We start from the raw sequence: 13,819 nt of genomic DNA on the forward strand, positions 1-13,819 counted from the left end.
GCATAAGCCCAGGTGAGTGGAAGGTGGTTCACGGAATTGGCGTTTGGTGTGGAGTGTATTGCCGGGTGGCGGCTACGCCTTACCCGGCTTACGAAACTATTTAAGGAGCGTTGCCCAGTGTTCAACCCACGGGTTCGACTCGCTTTCGGGTTCAGGATGCTCACCGGCATCGATCAGCAGCATCTCGCCGACGCGCTTAGCGCTCTGTTCCTGAAGAAGCGCATCGAACTGCTTACCGCCGCCGCAGAAGTTGGCGTAGGAGCTATCACCCAGGGCAATGATGCCGTAGTGAACGTCAGGCTGGTAGCCAAGCTGGTCTTTAATACCCTGGAAAAGCGGCACGATGCTGTCCGGCAGATCGCCCTGCCCGGTGGTGGAGGTCACCACCAGAATGTATTTATCTTTATACTTTTCCCAGTCCGCCAGCTCTGGATCTTCATAGACCGTGGCTTTATGGCCCCGGCTTGTCAAAATCGCCTCAGCCTCTTCCGCTACCAGCAGCGAGTTGCCGTACATCGTGCCGACAAAAATGCCTACCTCAGCCATGCTTTGCTCCCATGATTATTGCGCTTACCGTTCATCCTGAACGTTGCCTGATACAAACTCAACCCTTTCATTTTCGGGGAGTTGCCCCCGCCAGCCAAACTGTGACAGCGCCTGCATCCAGACGTCGTCCAGCCCCGCACGGATGATCAATGGTTCGCCGGTAAACGGGTGAGTCAGGCTAAGCTCGCTGGCGTGCAGCATTAAACGATTACAGCCAAAATGCTCTGCCGCGCTGCGGTTCTGGCGCAGATCGCCGTGCTTGCTATCGCCAATTATCGGGTGGCGCAGGTGCGCAAGGTGGCGACGAAGCTGGTGCTTGCGTCCGGTTTTGGGCAAAAGCTCAACCAGGCTGTAGCGTGTAGTGGGAAACTTGCTTGTTGCCACCGGCATTTCCGCGATCGCCATGCCGCGATAATCCGTCACTGCGGGCTGCGGACCTTTGTCATCCCGGGTAAATTTATCGGCGATTTTGTCCAGTTCCTCCACCAGCGGATAGTCGAGCGTGGCGGATTCGGTCAGCCAGCCACGGACGATCGCATGGTAGCGCTTCTGGATCTGATGCTGCTCGAACTGCTGTGCCAGCAGGCGGCCCGCCTCGCTGGAAAGCCCCATCAGCAGCACGCCGGAAGTGGGCCTGTCGAGACGATGGGCGGTAAAAACATGCTGACCAATCTGGTCGCGCACGGTCTGCATCACCACCACTTTCTCGTCGCGATCGAGCCAGCTGCGGTGCACCAGCCAGCCAGATGGTTTGTTCACCGCTACCAGCCACTCATCCTGATAGAGGATTTCCAGCGTCATGCCTCATCACCGGCAAACAGGGCGTCCAGTTTTTCCAGCTCAGCCAGCATGACAGCCCGAGCAGGGTGCGTAGCCTCAAGCGCCATTTCATAATAGGGAGAAACAGCAAACGCCTGCGGCAGCGGGTGGCCGCCTTCCAGCAGCGCGTGCATTCTCGGAATTAATACCCACTGGAGCCACTCGAACGGGGCCAGCGTATCCAGGCAGAATGGCTGGGTACTGGCGAACGCTTCCGGCTGCGGCGCAGTCTCCTGCCACAGCTGATGTTGGCGCAAAAGGGCTTCGATGGCGTGAAGTTGAAGACGTATTTTATTACTCTGTTCCATAATCTCTCAGGAATGATAATGACGTCCAGCAAGGCTGGATGGGACTGGAGTCCCCAGCTTCGCTGAACGTTTGTTCATTAAGTTTAGCGTCTTACCTGGATTGCCCCGGTGTAAGTCAGCTTGTTGACCCGGCAGGCAAAACTGTAGAGGGTAGTATACATGAGAGAGTGGATACGAATCGCCTCAAAGACATCTGACATATGTGCCTTCCCTTTATCAGATATCGTAATCACATCTTTATCTAACGTAGGATTGAGTTCCGCATATTTTTCATCACAGCTGAGCGAGTAATTTTTTATGATTTCACCTCCGCGCACGATCTCAACAGGCGAATAATCATAACCTTGCAAAAAATGCAGTACCCTTGGCCCAATAGAAAAGTTATCTTCAGTCGTGTTAAAGCCAACATTCAATCCATGTGGCACCATTACCTCTCCCGATCCCGTCATGAGTCTGTTTCGAGCAGGAGTATGGCCGCCATGACAGATCAACACTGCCTGTCTGGCGCTAGAAGAGGCACTTGAAATAATAACATTTTTATACTTGTAGACAGGCATAAAATGACCTTAAGGGAAGTTTGCCCCCTAAATTGACAGGAATGAGTTTTTAAGCTGATAGTATATAAGCTTTCAAAACCAATTTTATTACGCGGTTCGCCTGTCATTCCATGAATCCGTGAACATTATATTTCCATCACAAGTCTTCCAGGTGATCGTATCATATCTCAGACTAATAAATTCCATATGGTTAATATGTGAAGTGGCTGGGTCTTTGCAATTGTTCATCAAAGGATGAATAGATACGATTTTGACATTCTCAACAAAGATGTTGAAGTACTCTTCTTCCATCCCCGCATCGTTGATTCTGTACCACTTAAGCTCAGCAGATTTCAACGCCTGCCCTGTTGCAGCAGCCTTATAGAGATAAGCCGAGGAGCGGTCAAACTCTTTGCCAATCGTCATTGCATTATGAATTCGTGTTCCTGTAATTTTACCATCATTGCCACTCACAGGAATATCCAGACCATGAGAAAAACTTAATACTTCAATACTCCCCTCACGATTAACAACGTCGACTGACCCTTTTATATCCGCGCCGCCATCATCCTTCAGCCATAAATAAGCAGGAATTGCCATTTTCTTCTCCAGAATAGAATAATGCATGAAGTTTATAGATAAGACTTAAAATCAAAATCGATAATAAAGAGACAAAAATGGCAGCACAATAAAATTTAAGAATGGCGCGGTGATCTCAGAATAAATTTAATCATCGGAGGAGTGACTTTGTATGAAGATAATTAGCGGAGGTTATTTCTTCAGGTGATAAAAAAGGGAGCACTGTAAAAACAGTGCTCCCGGTTCGTTTCGCAGCATTCCAGCTACAATTCGTGCTCCCTGCTCTTCCGTGACAACTTTTCCTGATGCCCGAAGGCCTGGTCATCCTTATACCTTTCGCATCCTGCCCGCATCTTCCTGACACGCTTGTTTCATCCTGAAACGTCCTGGCCTTCCTGACCCACCGACCATCCTGTTCGGTTCTCGTTCTCCTTCCTGGAGGTGTCCCTTACGCGTCCTGCGTTATCCCTTTACTTCATCCTGAAGCCTTCCTGCAGCGCCATCCTGACGTGTCCTGAGTAAGAAACGCCATCATCCTGATGTTCGTTTCTCGTGTCGGCGTCCTGTCGACGGAGATAGAATCCGCTATTCCGCTTCGTCTTACAACCCACCCTTGCAGCACTGTAAGCCGTAAGAAATCCCTAAAAAAGATGCGATGAACAACTAATTCTTTGAAAAACAGAGTGATATTATTCTGAATTAAATAAGGCAATACTGAACGATCCAGCGATCTCTTACAAACCTTGTAAGAGATCTCTCACACGCGCCGTAGCATCATGGATTACAGAAGTGGCTCAAGCTGGGTAAGGAAATCCGCAAGAGAGGGGGCGAGAGTTTCGCGATTGCGGGTACCGATGGCCTCTTTAATCACTTCCCCGGACAGGTTGCAGACGGATATCACATCCAGTTCGCTGTCCAGCGTGGCAATAAAGAGCGTCGGAGAAAGCTTAAGGCGTTTTTGCGTGACCAGATGACCAATCAGGTTTTCCTGAACACGCTGCAGATCGTCTTCGCTCCAGGTCTGCAACAGCGTCAGCGTCAAATCACCAAAGCGCGCGGGCATATCCCCTGCAAACTGCGTGGCATAAAATGCATGAACCGCTGGTTGTACCACAAGGTCCATAGCCCGTTCAACCGCATTTACATTTTGCTCAGCGGTATTGGGCTTCGGTTGCCAGATAACGTTGTCATCCTGCGAAGAGATAATGCACGGCGACGGCACGCCATATAAATCAGCGCTTTGCGGCCATGTTCCGTGCTTTTCATGCCATGCATCGCAATAGCGGGTCGTGAAGGTAGTAAGGGCATTTGCGGTTTCGATGTCCACCGATTTCTCTCTTCTTGTAAGACAGGATAAACTCTGCCCATAAGTGTACCTGTAAAGTGGCTATGAAACATGTCTTACGAAAATCATCAGGCGTTAACCGGCTTAACGCTGGGTAAATCGACCGATTACCGCGATACCTACGATGCAGGCCTGCTGCAGGGTGTGCCGCGCAGCCTGAACCGCGATCCCCTTGGACTGCATGCGGACGCATTGCCGTTTGTCGGCGGCGATATCTGGACGCTGTACGAACTCTCGTGGCTTAACGCGCGCGGTCTGCCTCAGGTGGCGGTCGGCCACGTTGAGCTGGATTACGCCAGCCAGAACCTGGTGGAATCCAAAAGCTTTAAGCTCTATCTCAACAGCTTTAACCAGACCAAATTTAACAGCTGGGATGATGTTCAGCAGACGCTGGAACGCGATTTAACCGCCTGCGCACAGGGAAAGGTGAGCGTGTCACTGTACCGCCTGCACGAGCTGGAGGGGCAGCCGATTGCCCACTTCCACGGGACCTGCATCGACGAGCAGGACATCGAGGTGGAGAATTATGATTTCAGCGCAGATTACCTCGAAAACGCGGCGAGCGGAAAAGTGGTTGAAGAGACGCTGGTCAGCCATCTGCTAAAGTCTAACTGCCTGATTACCCACCAGCCGGACTGGGGTTCGGTGCAGATCCAGTACCGCGGGCCGAAAATTGACCGGGAAAAGCTGCTGCGCTATCTGGTGTCGTTCCGCAATCACAACGAATTCCACGAGCAGTGCGTGGAGCGCATTTTTAACGATATTCAGCGTTTCTGCCAGCCGGAAAAGCTGAGCGTCTACGCGCGCTATACCCGCCGTGGCGGGCTGGACATTAACCCGTGGCGCACCAACACCGATTTTGTGCCGGCAACGGGTCGGCTGGTACGTCAATAATATAAATATTTTCACAATATGCGGGCGGTATTCCGCCGAAGTGTTGTGAAACGTCACGCGCCAGGGCTATTGTAATCAAAGGGAATGACGATAATCGTCCCATAAGGAGCTCACTTGATTACACATATTAGCCCGCTTGGCTCAATGGATATGTTGTCGCAGCTGGAAGTGGACATGCTTAAACGCACGGCCAGCAGCGATCTTTATCAACTGTTTCGTAACTGTTCACTTGCCGTACTGAACTCCGGAAGCCTGACAGATAACAGTAAAGAACTGCTGTCCCGCTTCGAAAGCTTTGATATTAACGTGCTGCGCCGCGAGCGCGGCGTGAAGCTTGAAGTCATCAACCCGCCGGAAGAGGCCTTTGTCGACGGGCGTATCATTCGTTCCCTTCAGGCTAACCTGTTTGCGGTGCTGCGCGATATCCTGTTTGTTAACGGGCAGATCCACAATGCAGGCCGCTTCCAGCATCTCGACCTGGAAAGCTCGGTCCATATCACCAACCTGGTGTTCTCTATTCTGCGCAACGCCCGCGCCCTGCACGTTGGCGAAGCACCGAACATGGTCGTCTGCTGGGGCGGCCACTCGATTAACGAAACCGAATATCTCTATGCCCGCCGGGTCGGAACGCAGCTTGGCCTGCGCGAGCTGAATATCTGTACCGGCTGTGGTCCGGGTGCGATGGAAGCACCAATGAAAGGTGCAGCGGTGGGTCATGCGCAGCAGCGTTACAAAGAAGGACGGTTTATCGGCATGACTGAGCCGTCAATCATTGCCGCCGAGCCGCCGAACCCGCTGGTCAATGAGCTGATTATCATGCCGGATATCGAGAAGCGCCTTGAGGCGTTTGTCCGTATCGCTCACGGGATTATCATCTTCCCGGGCGGCGTGGGAACGGCGGAAGAGCTGCTCTATCTGCTGGGGATTCTGATGAACCCGGCCAACAAAGATCAGGTTCTGCCGCTGATCCTGACCGGGCCAAAAGAGAGCGCCGACTACTTCCGCGTGCTGGACGAGTTTATCGTGCATACGCTGGGCGAAGCCGCGCGTCGCCACTATCGCATCATCATTGATGACGCGGCGGAAGTGGCGCGTCAGATGAAAAAAGCGATGCCGCTGGTGAAAGAGAATCGTCGTGATACCGGTGATGCGTACAGCTTTAACTGGTCAATCCGTATTGCACCAGACCTTCAGATCCCGTTCGAGCCTACCCATGAAAATATGGCGAACCTGAAACTCTATCCGGACCAGCCGGTGGAAGTGCTGGCCGCCGACCTGCGTCGCGCCTTCTCCGGGATTGTGGCGGGGAACGTGAAGGAGATGGGCATCCGCGCGATTGAGCAGTATGGTCCGTACAAGATCCACGGCGACCCGGAGATGATGCGCCGTATGGATGACATGCTGCAGGGCTTTGTGGCTCAACACCGTATGAAGTTGCCGGGTTCAGCCTACATTCCGTGCTACGAAATCTGCACGTAACGCTCAGCGTCTTCTTCGTAAAGCCGGGGCACCCTGTAGCGGGTCCCGGCTTTTTTTATTACCGAATCAATTCATAGGTTTCACGTATAGATTTAACAAACTTACGGTGAACGCAAACGATTACCTCCATTTAACAACCGTAATTTATCAGCCTTAATCCAAATTACTTGCCAGAAAATCCTATAAAGACATTTCTTTACAGCGAAAGACACCTATCTAGCGGGCCGCTCTTTTAGCTTACATGTCGTTGGTGGTAGCCTTCGCGCGCGTAAATTCTCTTTGATGTTTTTTTAACAGATAAATGGTCTAAAGATGCCCACATCATAAGTGGATTATTGCATTTGGGATCGCGATCACTGATAGATTCATAACGAGAATGTATCTTTCCGCCCGCCAATAGTTACGGGCGAAAATTATTAAAAAACCGTCACTGAACGAATTTCATATTACCGTCAGGCACTTTTTCATCGGATTTGACTAAAAACCTGACAATTTGCTTCCTCCAGGAGATACAGATGGAAACCACTCAAACCAGCACCGTTGCTTCGATTGAATCCCGAAGTGGTTGGCGCAAAACGGATACCATGTGGATGCTTGGCCTTTACGGCACGGCAATCGGCGCTGGTGTACTGTTCCTTCCTATCAACGCAGGCGTCGGCGGTCTGATTCCGCTGATCATTATGGCCATCATCGCCTTCCCGATGACCTACTTCGCACACCGCGGTCTGACCCGCTTCGTGCTGTCCGGTAAAAACCCGGGCGAAGACATCACCGAAGTGGTTGAAGAACACTTTGGCGTTGGCGCAGGTAAACTGATTACCCTGCTCTACTTCTTCGCGATTTACCCAATCCTGCTGGTTTACAGCGTGGCAATCACCAACACCGTTGAAAGCTTCATGACGCACCAGCTGCACATGACGCCGCCACCGCGTGCCATTCTGTCTCTGATCCTGATCGTGGGCATGATGACCATCGTGCGCTTCGGCGAGCAGATGATTGTTAAGGCCATGAGCGTGCTGGTCTTCCCGTTTGTGGCTGCGCTGATGCTGCTGGCCTGCTACCTGATCCCACAGTGGAACGGTGCAGCGCTGGAAACCCTGTCCCTGAGCAGCGCGTCTGCGACCGGTAACGGCCTGCTGATGACCCTGTGGCTGGCGATCCCGGTAATGGTCTTCTCCTTCAACCACTCCCCAATCATCTCCTCTTTCGCCGTGGCGAAACGCGAAGAGTACGGTAATGGTGCAGAGAAGAAGTGCTCCAGCATTCTGGCCCGCGCTCACGTGATGATGGTGCTGACCGTGATGTTCTTCGTCTTCAGCTGCGTACTGAGCCTCTCCCCGGCGGACCTGGCGGCAGCGAAAGAGCAGAACATCTCTATTCTGTCTTACCTGGCGAACCACTTTAACGCACCGCTGATTGCGTGGATGGCACCGATCATCGCGATGATCGCCATCACCAAATCCTTCCTGGGCCACTACCTGGGCGCACGTGAAGGCTTCAACGGTATGGTGATTAAATCTCTGCGCGGTAAAGGCAAGAGCATTGAAATCAACAAGCTGAACAAAATCACTGCACTGTTCATGCTGCTCACCACCTGGGCGGTAGCAACGCTGAACCCAAGCATCCTGGGCATGATTGAAACCCTGGGTGGCCCGGTTATCGCGATGATTCTGTTCCTGATGCCGATGTACGCAATTCAGAAAGTGCCTGCCATGCGCAAGTACAGCGGCCAGGTCAGCAACGTGTTTGTGGTTATCATGGGCCTTATCGCTATCTCTGCGATCTTCTACTCCCTGTACACCATGTTCTGATGAACGCCCGCGCCGCCTTCGGGCGGCGCACTCCTCCCCCTCTGACTGAAAGCAATGGACGCATCATGATTAGCGTATTCGATATTTTCAAAATCGGTATTGGTCCTTCCAGCTCTCACACCGTCGGACCAATGAAAGCCGGTAAGCAGTTCACGGATGACTTGATTGCACGCGGCATTCTGCACGACATCACCCGCGTGGTTGTCGATGTGTACGGCTCGCTTTCCCTGACCGGGAAAGGCCACCATACCGATATCGCCATTATCATGGGCCTGGCGGGAAATCTGCCGGATACCGTTGATATTGACGCGATCCCTGGCTTCATCCAGGACGTGAACACCCACGGTCGTTTGCTGCTGGCAAACGGTGAGCATGAGGTTGAATTCCCGGTTGACCACTGCATGAATTTCCATGCGGACAACCTGTCGCTGCACGAAAACGGCATGCGCATTACCGCGCTGGCTGGCGACAAAGCGGTTTACAGCCAGACGTATTACTCCATCGGCGGTGGCTTTATCGTCGACGAAGACCACTTTGGTCAAACCAGTACCTCTTCTGTTGAGGTGCCGTATCCGTACAAAACCGCGGCGGACCTCCAGCGCCACTGCCAGGAGACGGGTCTTTCCCTCTCCGGTCTGATGATGAAAAACGAGCTGGCCCTTCACAGCAAAGAAGAGCTGGAACAGCACTTCGCTAGCGTCTGGGAAGTGATGCGCGGCGGCATTGAGCGCGGGATCACCACCGAAGGCGTGCTGCCGGGCAAGCTTCGCGTACCGCGTCGTGCGGCGGCGCTGCGCCGTATGCTGGTGAGCACCGACAAAACGACAACGGACCCGATGGCCGTCGTCGACTGGATCAACATGTTCGCGCTGGCAGTGAACGAAGAGAACGCCGCAGGGGGCCGCGTGGTCACTGCGCCAACCAACGGTGCCTGCGGTATCGTTCCGGCCGTGCTGGCGTACTACGACAAGTTTATCCGTGAAGTGAACGCCAACTCCCTGGCGCGCTACCTGCTGGTCGCCAGCGCGATTGGTTCGCTGTATAAAATGAACGCCTCCATTTCCGGTGCGGAAGTAGGCTGTCAGGGTGAAGTCGGCGTGGCGTGCTCCATGGCGGCGGCAGGTCTGGCGGAGCTGTTGGGCGCAAGCCCGGCGCAGGTGTGCATCGCTGCGGAAATCGGCATGGAACATAACCTTGGGCTGACCTGTGACCCGGTTGCCGGACAGGTACAGGTTCCGTGCATCGAGCGAAACGCGATCGCCTCCGTCAAGGCGGTGAACGCGGCGCGTATGGCGCTGCGCCGCACCAGCGAACCGCGCGTATGTCTCGATAAAGTTATCGAAACCATGTACGAAACCGGTAAAGATATGAACGCCAAATACCGCGAAACCTCTCGCGGCGGCCTGGCGATGAAGATCGTGACCTGCGATTAAGCCTCTCCGGAAGCCTCGTTTTGCGAGGCTTCTTCCTGTTTTTCCTCACGCTATTCGTTTCATCCTGCCGACAGTGATACCCTTTACCCATTAGATTTAAGGGAGAATATCTGTGGCTGTTCATTTGCTTATCGTCGACGCGCTCAATCTGATTCGCCGGATCCATGCGGTACAAGGCACGCCCTGCAAGGACACCTGCCTGCACGCGCTGGAGCAGCTCATTCGCCACAGCGAACCGACGCATGTCGTGGCCGTGTTTGATGACGAAGCGCGCAACAGCGGCTGGCGACATCAGCGCCTGCCCGACTACAAGGCCGGACGCGCGCCAATGCCGGACGATCTGCATGCCGAAATGCCCGCCTTGCGTGCCGCCTTTGAGCAGCGCGGCGTCCCCTGCTGGGGCGCACACGGCAATGAAGCTGACGACCTGGCCGCGACGCTTGCGGTAAAGGTGGCCAGCGCAGGACACCAGGCGACGATCGTTTCAACCGACAAAGGCTACTGCCAGCTCCTTTCACCCACGATCCGCATTCGCGATTATTTCCAGAAACGCTGGCTCGATGCCCCCTTCATTGCCAGCGAGTTTGGCGTTTCGCCAGAGCAATTGCCTGACTACTGGGGGCTGGCGGGGATAAGCAGCTCAAAGGTGCCGGGGGTTGCAGGCATAGGGCCGAAGAGCGCCGCCCAGCTGCTGACGGACTTTCAGAGCCTGGAAGGAATTTACTCTCGTCTGGATGACGTGCCGGAAAAATGGCGCAAGAAGCTGGAAGCGCATAAAGAGATGGCGTTTATCTGCCGGGATGTAGCGACGTTACGAACGGATTTACAGCTGGACGGGAATTTGCAGCAGTTAAGGTTAGAACGGTAATAGCCGGCCCCCCCCCCCCCTCACCCCGGCCCTCTCCCCAAAGGGGCGAGGGTGAAAAGACAGCACCGAGCAATCCCCTCTCCCCTCCGGGGAGAGGGTTAGGGTGAGGGGAAACATTGAATTATCGCTCGTCGCGACGTCCGCCTACAGCCGCCCACCAGCGACGAATGTGCACCGTCACCTCTTCACGGTCGTGGTACAACTGACGCGCCTGGATCTCCACGTTAATACCGTGCTCATCCAGCTGTGCCTGAATATAGGCCAGGTTCTGGGATACCTCCTCGTAGCGCTTTTTCATCGGCAGCTTGAGGTTGAAAATGGTCTCACGGCACCAGCCGTTCACCAGCCAGGAGGCCATCAGCGCGGCAACTTTCGCCGGCTTCTCCACCATGTCGCACACCATCCAGGAGATGTTGTTGCGGGTTGGGCGATAGCGGAAACCGTCCTCACGCAGCCAGGTCACCTGCCCGGTATCCATCAGGCTTTGCGCCATCGGGCCGTTATCCACAGACGACACCCACATGTTGCGTTTCACCAGCTGATAGGTCCAGCCGCCCGGGCACGCGCCAAGGTCGACGGCATACATGCCGTTTGCCAGACGCTCGTCCCACTCATCTGCCGGGATAAAGACGTGAAACGCCTCTTCCAGCTTCAGGGTTGAACGGCTCGGCGCATCTGCCGGGAACTTCAGACGCGGGATGCCCATAAAGAATGGCGAATTGTTATTGGTGTACGAATAGCCCGCATAGCAGCAGCCCGGTGCGATAAAGAAGATATGCACAACCGGACGCTTCGGCGTTTCGTAGTTCGTCAGTATGCCCGCGTCACGCAGCGCAGCGCGCAGCGGCACGGTGAACTTACGGCAAAACTTCATCAGCTCTTTGCTTTCGTTGGTATCGGCAACCTCAACGCGCAGGTCGCCGCCCTTCTCCACCACGCCCTGCAGCATGCCCACAATCGGCGTGATGCGATCTTCTGGCGGAAGGTCTTTCAGCAGCTCACCCGCGACGAACATCTGGCGGGCGAAGATCAGCGAGCTGAACGGCAGCTCGCGCGCCAGCTTGTCGGCGTCTTCAGGCTGATAACATTCGAATACCACATAACCCGCATTCTCTTTGACGCGGGCAAAACCGAAGACTTCACGCTTCGCCGCTTTATCGGTAATTTCCGCGGCGCACTCTTTCTCAAACCCCGGGCGACAATATAAAACAACCTTATTCATGAACAACGCCCTTGCGTTTCAGACGGATAGCTCCGATAAACATTAATACCCATCCCGCCAGGAAGCTGACGCCGCCGACAGGTGTAACAAACGCCCAGAGGCGCAAATGCGAGAGTGCCAGACAGTAAAGGCTGCCGCTGAACAGCACGGTACCCAGCGCCATAAATACGCTACTCCAGTAAAACCAGATGCTGATCCGGCGCTGCATCGCCACCGCCAGCCCAAAAATAGCCAGCGTATGGAACGCCTGGTATTCAAGGCCGGTCTGGATCCAGCCCATCTCGACGGCGCCCAAAGACTTGCTCAATACGTGCGCGCCAAAGGCGCCCAGTGCAACAAAAATAAAGCCACTCACCGCGGCAAAAATCAGCATGAATCGGCTGGTCATGTTTAAGTCCTGAATTGATGCGTGCCCGGCACACAAACGTTATTGTTCATACCTGAAGCGGAATTTTTCTTGCTCGCTTGCCGCTTTCGCCAGTATCCACTGCCGGAAGGCGGCTATTTTACCCAGTTCTGCCTGACTGTCATGACAAACCAGATAAAACGCATTCTTGCTGACCAGTACATCATTAAAAGGGCAAACCAGACGGCCTGCCTCAATTTCGGACTGCGCCATGACGTTATTCGCCAACGCCACGCCCTGTCCGTGAATGGCAGCCTGTAGCACCATCGCACTGTGGCTAAAAATGGGGCCCTGCTGCACGTTTATATGACTAAGACCTAATTGACGGGTATAAGTTTGCCAGTCGCGGCGAGAGGCATCATGTAAAAGCGTATGCTGCGCAAGGTCAGCGGGTGTTTTCAGCGCTTTATCGCCCGTTAAAAGCAGAGGCGAACAGACCGGCAGCAGATATTCTGCGTATAATTTCTCAACACGCAAGCCCGGCCAGTTACCGCGACCATAAAAAATGGCGACATCCACATCATCGGCCAGCTTGTCTTCCTGACGATCCACCGCCTGGATTCGAACGTCGATCCCCGGATAAGCTGAGTTAAAGCTTGAGAGCCTTGGCACCAGCCACTGAATGGCAAAACTGGGCAATAAACTAACAGTCAGGGCACCTTTTGCACTGCGGGCCTGCAGCTTACGCGTGGCTTCCGTTAGCTGGGAAAAAATCTCTTTTATATCCTGAAAATAGCTCTGCCCCTCTTCAGTCAACAGCAATGAACGATTGCGTCGGCGGAACAGCTTAAGGCCCAGGAAATCCTCCAGAGACTTGATTTGGTGACTTACTGCGGCCTGTGTCACAAAAAGCTCATCTGCCGCACGGGTGAAGCTCAGGTGACGTGCTGCTGCATCAAAAACCCGTAATGCGTTAAGGGGTGGCAATCGCTTTGACATGGTTATCTGGCTTAGATGTTAACGGAATTTAACAAACAGGAAACAACGTTTAACCTATTAGTTTTTTTTATCTGAGCCATTATAATTTGTCCGTTGAGGAACTACCAGCAAATACCTATAGTGGCGGCACTTCCTGAGCCGGAACGAAGAGCTTTTTTCGGAATGCGTGTTCTGAAGGGCTTTTGGCTTACGGTTGTGATGTTGTGTTGTTGTGTTTGCAATTGGTCTGCGATTCAGACCACGGTAGCAACGCTACCAATTTTTCACTTCCTGTACATTTACCCTGTCTGTCCATAGTGATTAATGTAGCACCGCCAATTTGCGGTGCTTTTTTTTCGCCTGCGATCGGTGGTTAGTGCTCGATCTCTTTCATCTCTTTCACGTCCGTGCGGTTGATCTGCTGCTTGTTCCCGTTAGCATCTTTATACGAAATCATCCCGGTATCGTTATCAGTAGTCGGTTTCCCTTCCGAAACGATAGAACGACCATCGTTGGTGTGCATCACGTAATTGTTACCGGAACAGGCGCTCAGGGCAAAAGTAAACGCACAGGCAGAAATGATTGCAGCTGTCTTATTCATGATTATTCTCCTTTAGCAATTAATGCTATTCAAACCTCGATTTATAACAGGCTA

The 13,819-nt window shown here is 53.4% G+C and carries 15 protein-coding genes; 5 read left to right on the plus strand and 10 right to left on the minus strand.

Annotated elements, in window-relative coordinates; genetic code table 11:
- Positions 1–96 precede the first annotated feature (96 nt).
- The 6 genes from ACR42C_RS18180 to syd all read right to left on the minus strand — a co-directional run bounded on the left by ACR42C_RS18180 (position 97) and on the right by syd (position 4,115).
- Positions 97–546 carry a flavodoxin gene (locus tag ACR42C_RS18180; RefSeq protein ID WP_163330075.1) on the minus strand — a complete coding sequence of 150 codons (450 nt, stop codon included), beginning with the start codon at positions 544–546 and terminating at the stop codon, positions 97–99.
- A 24-nt stretch (positions 547–570) separates the two neighbouring features.
- The gene (gene truC / locus ACR42C_RS18185; RefSeq protein WP_479984412.1) at positions 571–1,347 is read right to left on the minus strand and encodes a tRNA pseudouridine(65) synthase TruC; all 777 of its coding nucleotides are present in this window, start codon (positions 1,345–1,347) and stop codon (positions 571–573) included.
- A complete protein-coding gene (locus ACR42C_RS18190) occupies positions 1,344–1,673 on the minus strand; it encodes a YqcC family protein (protein WP_233003234.1) in 330 nt (109 codons plus the stop codon). The genes truC and ACR42C_RS18190 overlap by 4 nt, the downstream gene beginning before the upstream one ends.
- A gap of 83 nt (positions 1,674–1,756) precedes the next feature.
- Positions 1,757–2,230, minus strand: a complete 474-nt coding sequence (locus tag ACR42C_RS18195) for a putative adhesin (protein WP_233003233.1) — start codon at positions 2,228–2,230, stop codon at positions 1,757–1,759.
- Positions 2,231–2,317: 87 nt separating this feature from the next.
- Positions 2,318–2,809 carry an Hcp family type VI secretion system effector gene (locus ACR42C_RS18200; RefSeq protein WP_316380117.1) on the minus strand — a complete coding sequence of 164 codons (492 nt, stop codon included), beginning with the start codon at positions 2,807–2,809 and terminating at the stop codon, positions 2,318–2,320.
- A 760-nt stretch (positions 2,810–3,569) separates the two neighbouring features.
- Complete coding sequence (syd, locus tag ACR42C_RS18205; protein WP_316380116.1) at positions 3,570–4,115, minus strand: SecY-interacting protein; 546 nt, start codon at positions 4,113–4,115, stop codon at positions 3,570–3,572.
- Between the two features lie 69 nt (positions 4,116–4,184).
- Between syd and queF the strand changes: the two genes are divergently transcribed.
- From queF to xni, 5 genes are all read left to right on the plus strand, one after another.
- Positions 4,185–5,027: an NADPH-dependent 7-cyano-7-deazaguanine reductase QueF gene (queF, locus tag ACR42C_RS18210; protein WP_116343495.1), complete on the plus strand. Its 843-nt coding sequence runs from the start codon at positions 4,185–4,187 to the stop codon at positions 5,025–5,027.
- 114 nt (positions 5,028–5,141) lie between these two features.
- A complete protein-coding gene (gene ppnN / locus ACR42C_RS18215) occupies positions 5,142–6,506 on the plus strand; it encodes a nucleotide 5'-monophosphate nucleosidase PpnN (RefSeq protein WP_023309027.1) in 1,365 nt (454 codons plus the stop codon).
- A 515-nt stretch (positions 6,507–7,021) separates the two neighbouring features.
- Positions 7,022–8,317 (plus strand): HAAAP family serine/threonine permease, encoded by a 1,296-nt coding sequence (locus tag ACR42C_RS18220; protein ID WP_028014268.1) that lies wholly within the window; start codon positions 7,022–7,024, stop codon positions 8,315–8,317.
- A 65-nt stretch (positions 8,318–8,382) separates the two neighbouring features.
- Positions 8,383–9,750, plus strand: a complete 1,368-nt coding sequence (gene sdaB, locus ACR42C_RS18225; RefSeq protein WP_080330114.1) for an L-serine ammonia-lyase II — start codon at positions 8,383–8,385, stop codon at positions 9,748–9,750.
- Positions 9,751–9,862: 112 nt separating this feature from the next.
- Positions 9,863–10,618 (plus strand): flap endonuclease Xni, encoded by a 756-nt coding sequence (gene xni, locus ACR42C_RS18230; RefSeq protein ID WP_116343497.1) that lies wholly within the window; start codon positions 9,863–9,865, stop codon positions 10,616–10,618.
- A gap of 121 nt (positions 10,619–10,739) precedes the next feature.
- Here xni and rlmM read toward each other — a convergent pair whose 3' ends face one another.
- The 4 genes from rlmM to ACR42C_RS18250 form a co-directional block, all read right to left on the minus strand.
- Positions 10,740–11,840, minus strand: a complete 1,101-nt coding sequence (rlmM, locus tag ACR42C_RS18235; protein WP_028014271.1) for a 23S rRNA (cytidine(2498)-2'-O)-methyltransferase RlmM — start codon at positions 11,838–11,840, stop codon at positions 10,740–10,742.
- Positions 11,833–12,228 carry a DUF423 domain-containing protein gene (locus ACR42C_RS18240; protein WP_028014272.1) on the minus strand — a complete coding sequence of 132 codons (396 nt, stop codon included), beginning with the start codon at positions 12,226–12,228 and terminating at the stop codon, positions 11,833–11,835. Before ACR42C_RS18240 ends, rlmM begins: the two co-directional genes overlap by 8 nt.
- A gap of 39 nt (positions 12,229–12,267) precedes the next feature.
- A complete protein-coding gene (gene gcvA / locus ACR42C_RS18245) occupies positions 12,268–13,185 on the minus strand; it encodes a glycine cleavage system transcriptional regulator GcvA (RefSeq protein ID WP_014885066.1) in 918 nt (305 codons plus the stop codon).
- A 352-nt stretch (positions 13,186–13,537) separates the two neighbouring features.
- Positions 13,538–13,765, minus strand: coding sequence for a YgdI/YgdR family lipoprotein (locus tag ACR42C_RS18250; protein ID WP_008499648.1), 228 nt, complete (start codon positions 13,763–13,765; stop codon positions 13,538–13,540).
- Positions 13,766–13,819: the final 54 nt, after the last annotated feature.

The organism is Enterobacter sp. MG-EB028 (assembly GCF_056673305.1).

Coding starts and splice junctions, on each gene's coding strand:
- gcvA (WP_014885066.1), bottom strand. CDS start 13,185: ATGTCAAAGCGATTGCCACCCCTTAACGCATTACGGGTTTTTGATGCA.
- ACR42C_RS18200 (WP_316380117.1), bottom strand. CDS start 2,809: ATGGCAATTCCTGCTTATTTATGGCTGAAGGATGATGGCGGCGCGGAT.
- ACR42C_RS18220 (WP_028014268.1), top strand. CDS start 7,022: ATGGAAACCACTCAAACCAGCACCGTTGCTTCGATTGAATCCCGAAGT.
- ACR42C_RS18195 (WP_233003233.1), bottom strand. CDS start 2,230: ATGCCTGTCTACAAGTATAAAAATGTTATTATTTCAAGTGCCTCTTCT.
- ACR42C_RS18190 (WP_233003234.1), bottom strand. CDS start 1,673: ATGGAACAGAGTAATAAAATACGTCTTCAACTTCACGCCATCGAAGCC.
- ACR42C_RS18250 (WP_008499648.1), bottom strand. CDS start 13,765: ATGAATAAGACAGCTGCAATCATTTCTGCCTGTGCGTTTACTTTTGCC.
- sdaB (WP_080330114.1), top strand. CDS start 8,383: ATGATTAGCGTATTCGATATTTTCAAAATCGGTATTGGTCCTTCCAGC.
- rlmM (WP_028014271.1), bottom strand. CDS start 11,840: ATGAATAAGGTTGTTTTATATTGTCGCCCGGGGTTTGAGAAAGAGTGC.
- truC (WP_479984412.1), bottom strand. CDS start 1,347: ATGACGCTGGAAATCCTCTATCAGGATGAGTGGCTGGTAGCGGTGAAC.
- queF (WP_116343495.1), top strand. CDS start 4,185: ATGTCTTACGAAAATCATCAGGCGTTAACCGGCTTAACGCTGGGTAAA.
- ACR42C_RS18240 (WP_028014272.1), bottom strand. CDS start 12,228: ATGACCAGCCGATTCATGCTGATTTTTGCCGCGGTGAGTGGCTTTATT.
- ACR42C_RS18180 (WP_163330075.1), bottom strand. CDS start 546: ATGGCTGAGGTAGGCATTTTTGTCGGCACGATGTACGGCAACTCGCTG.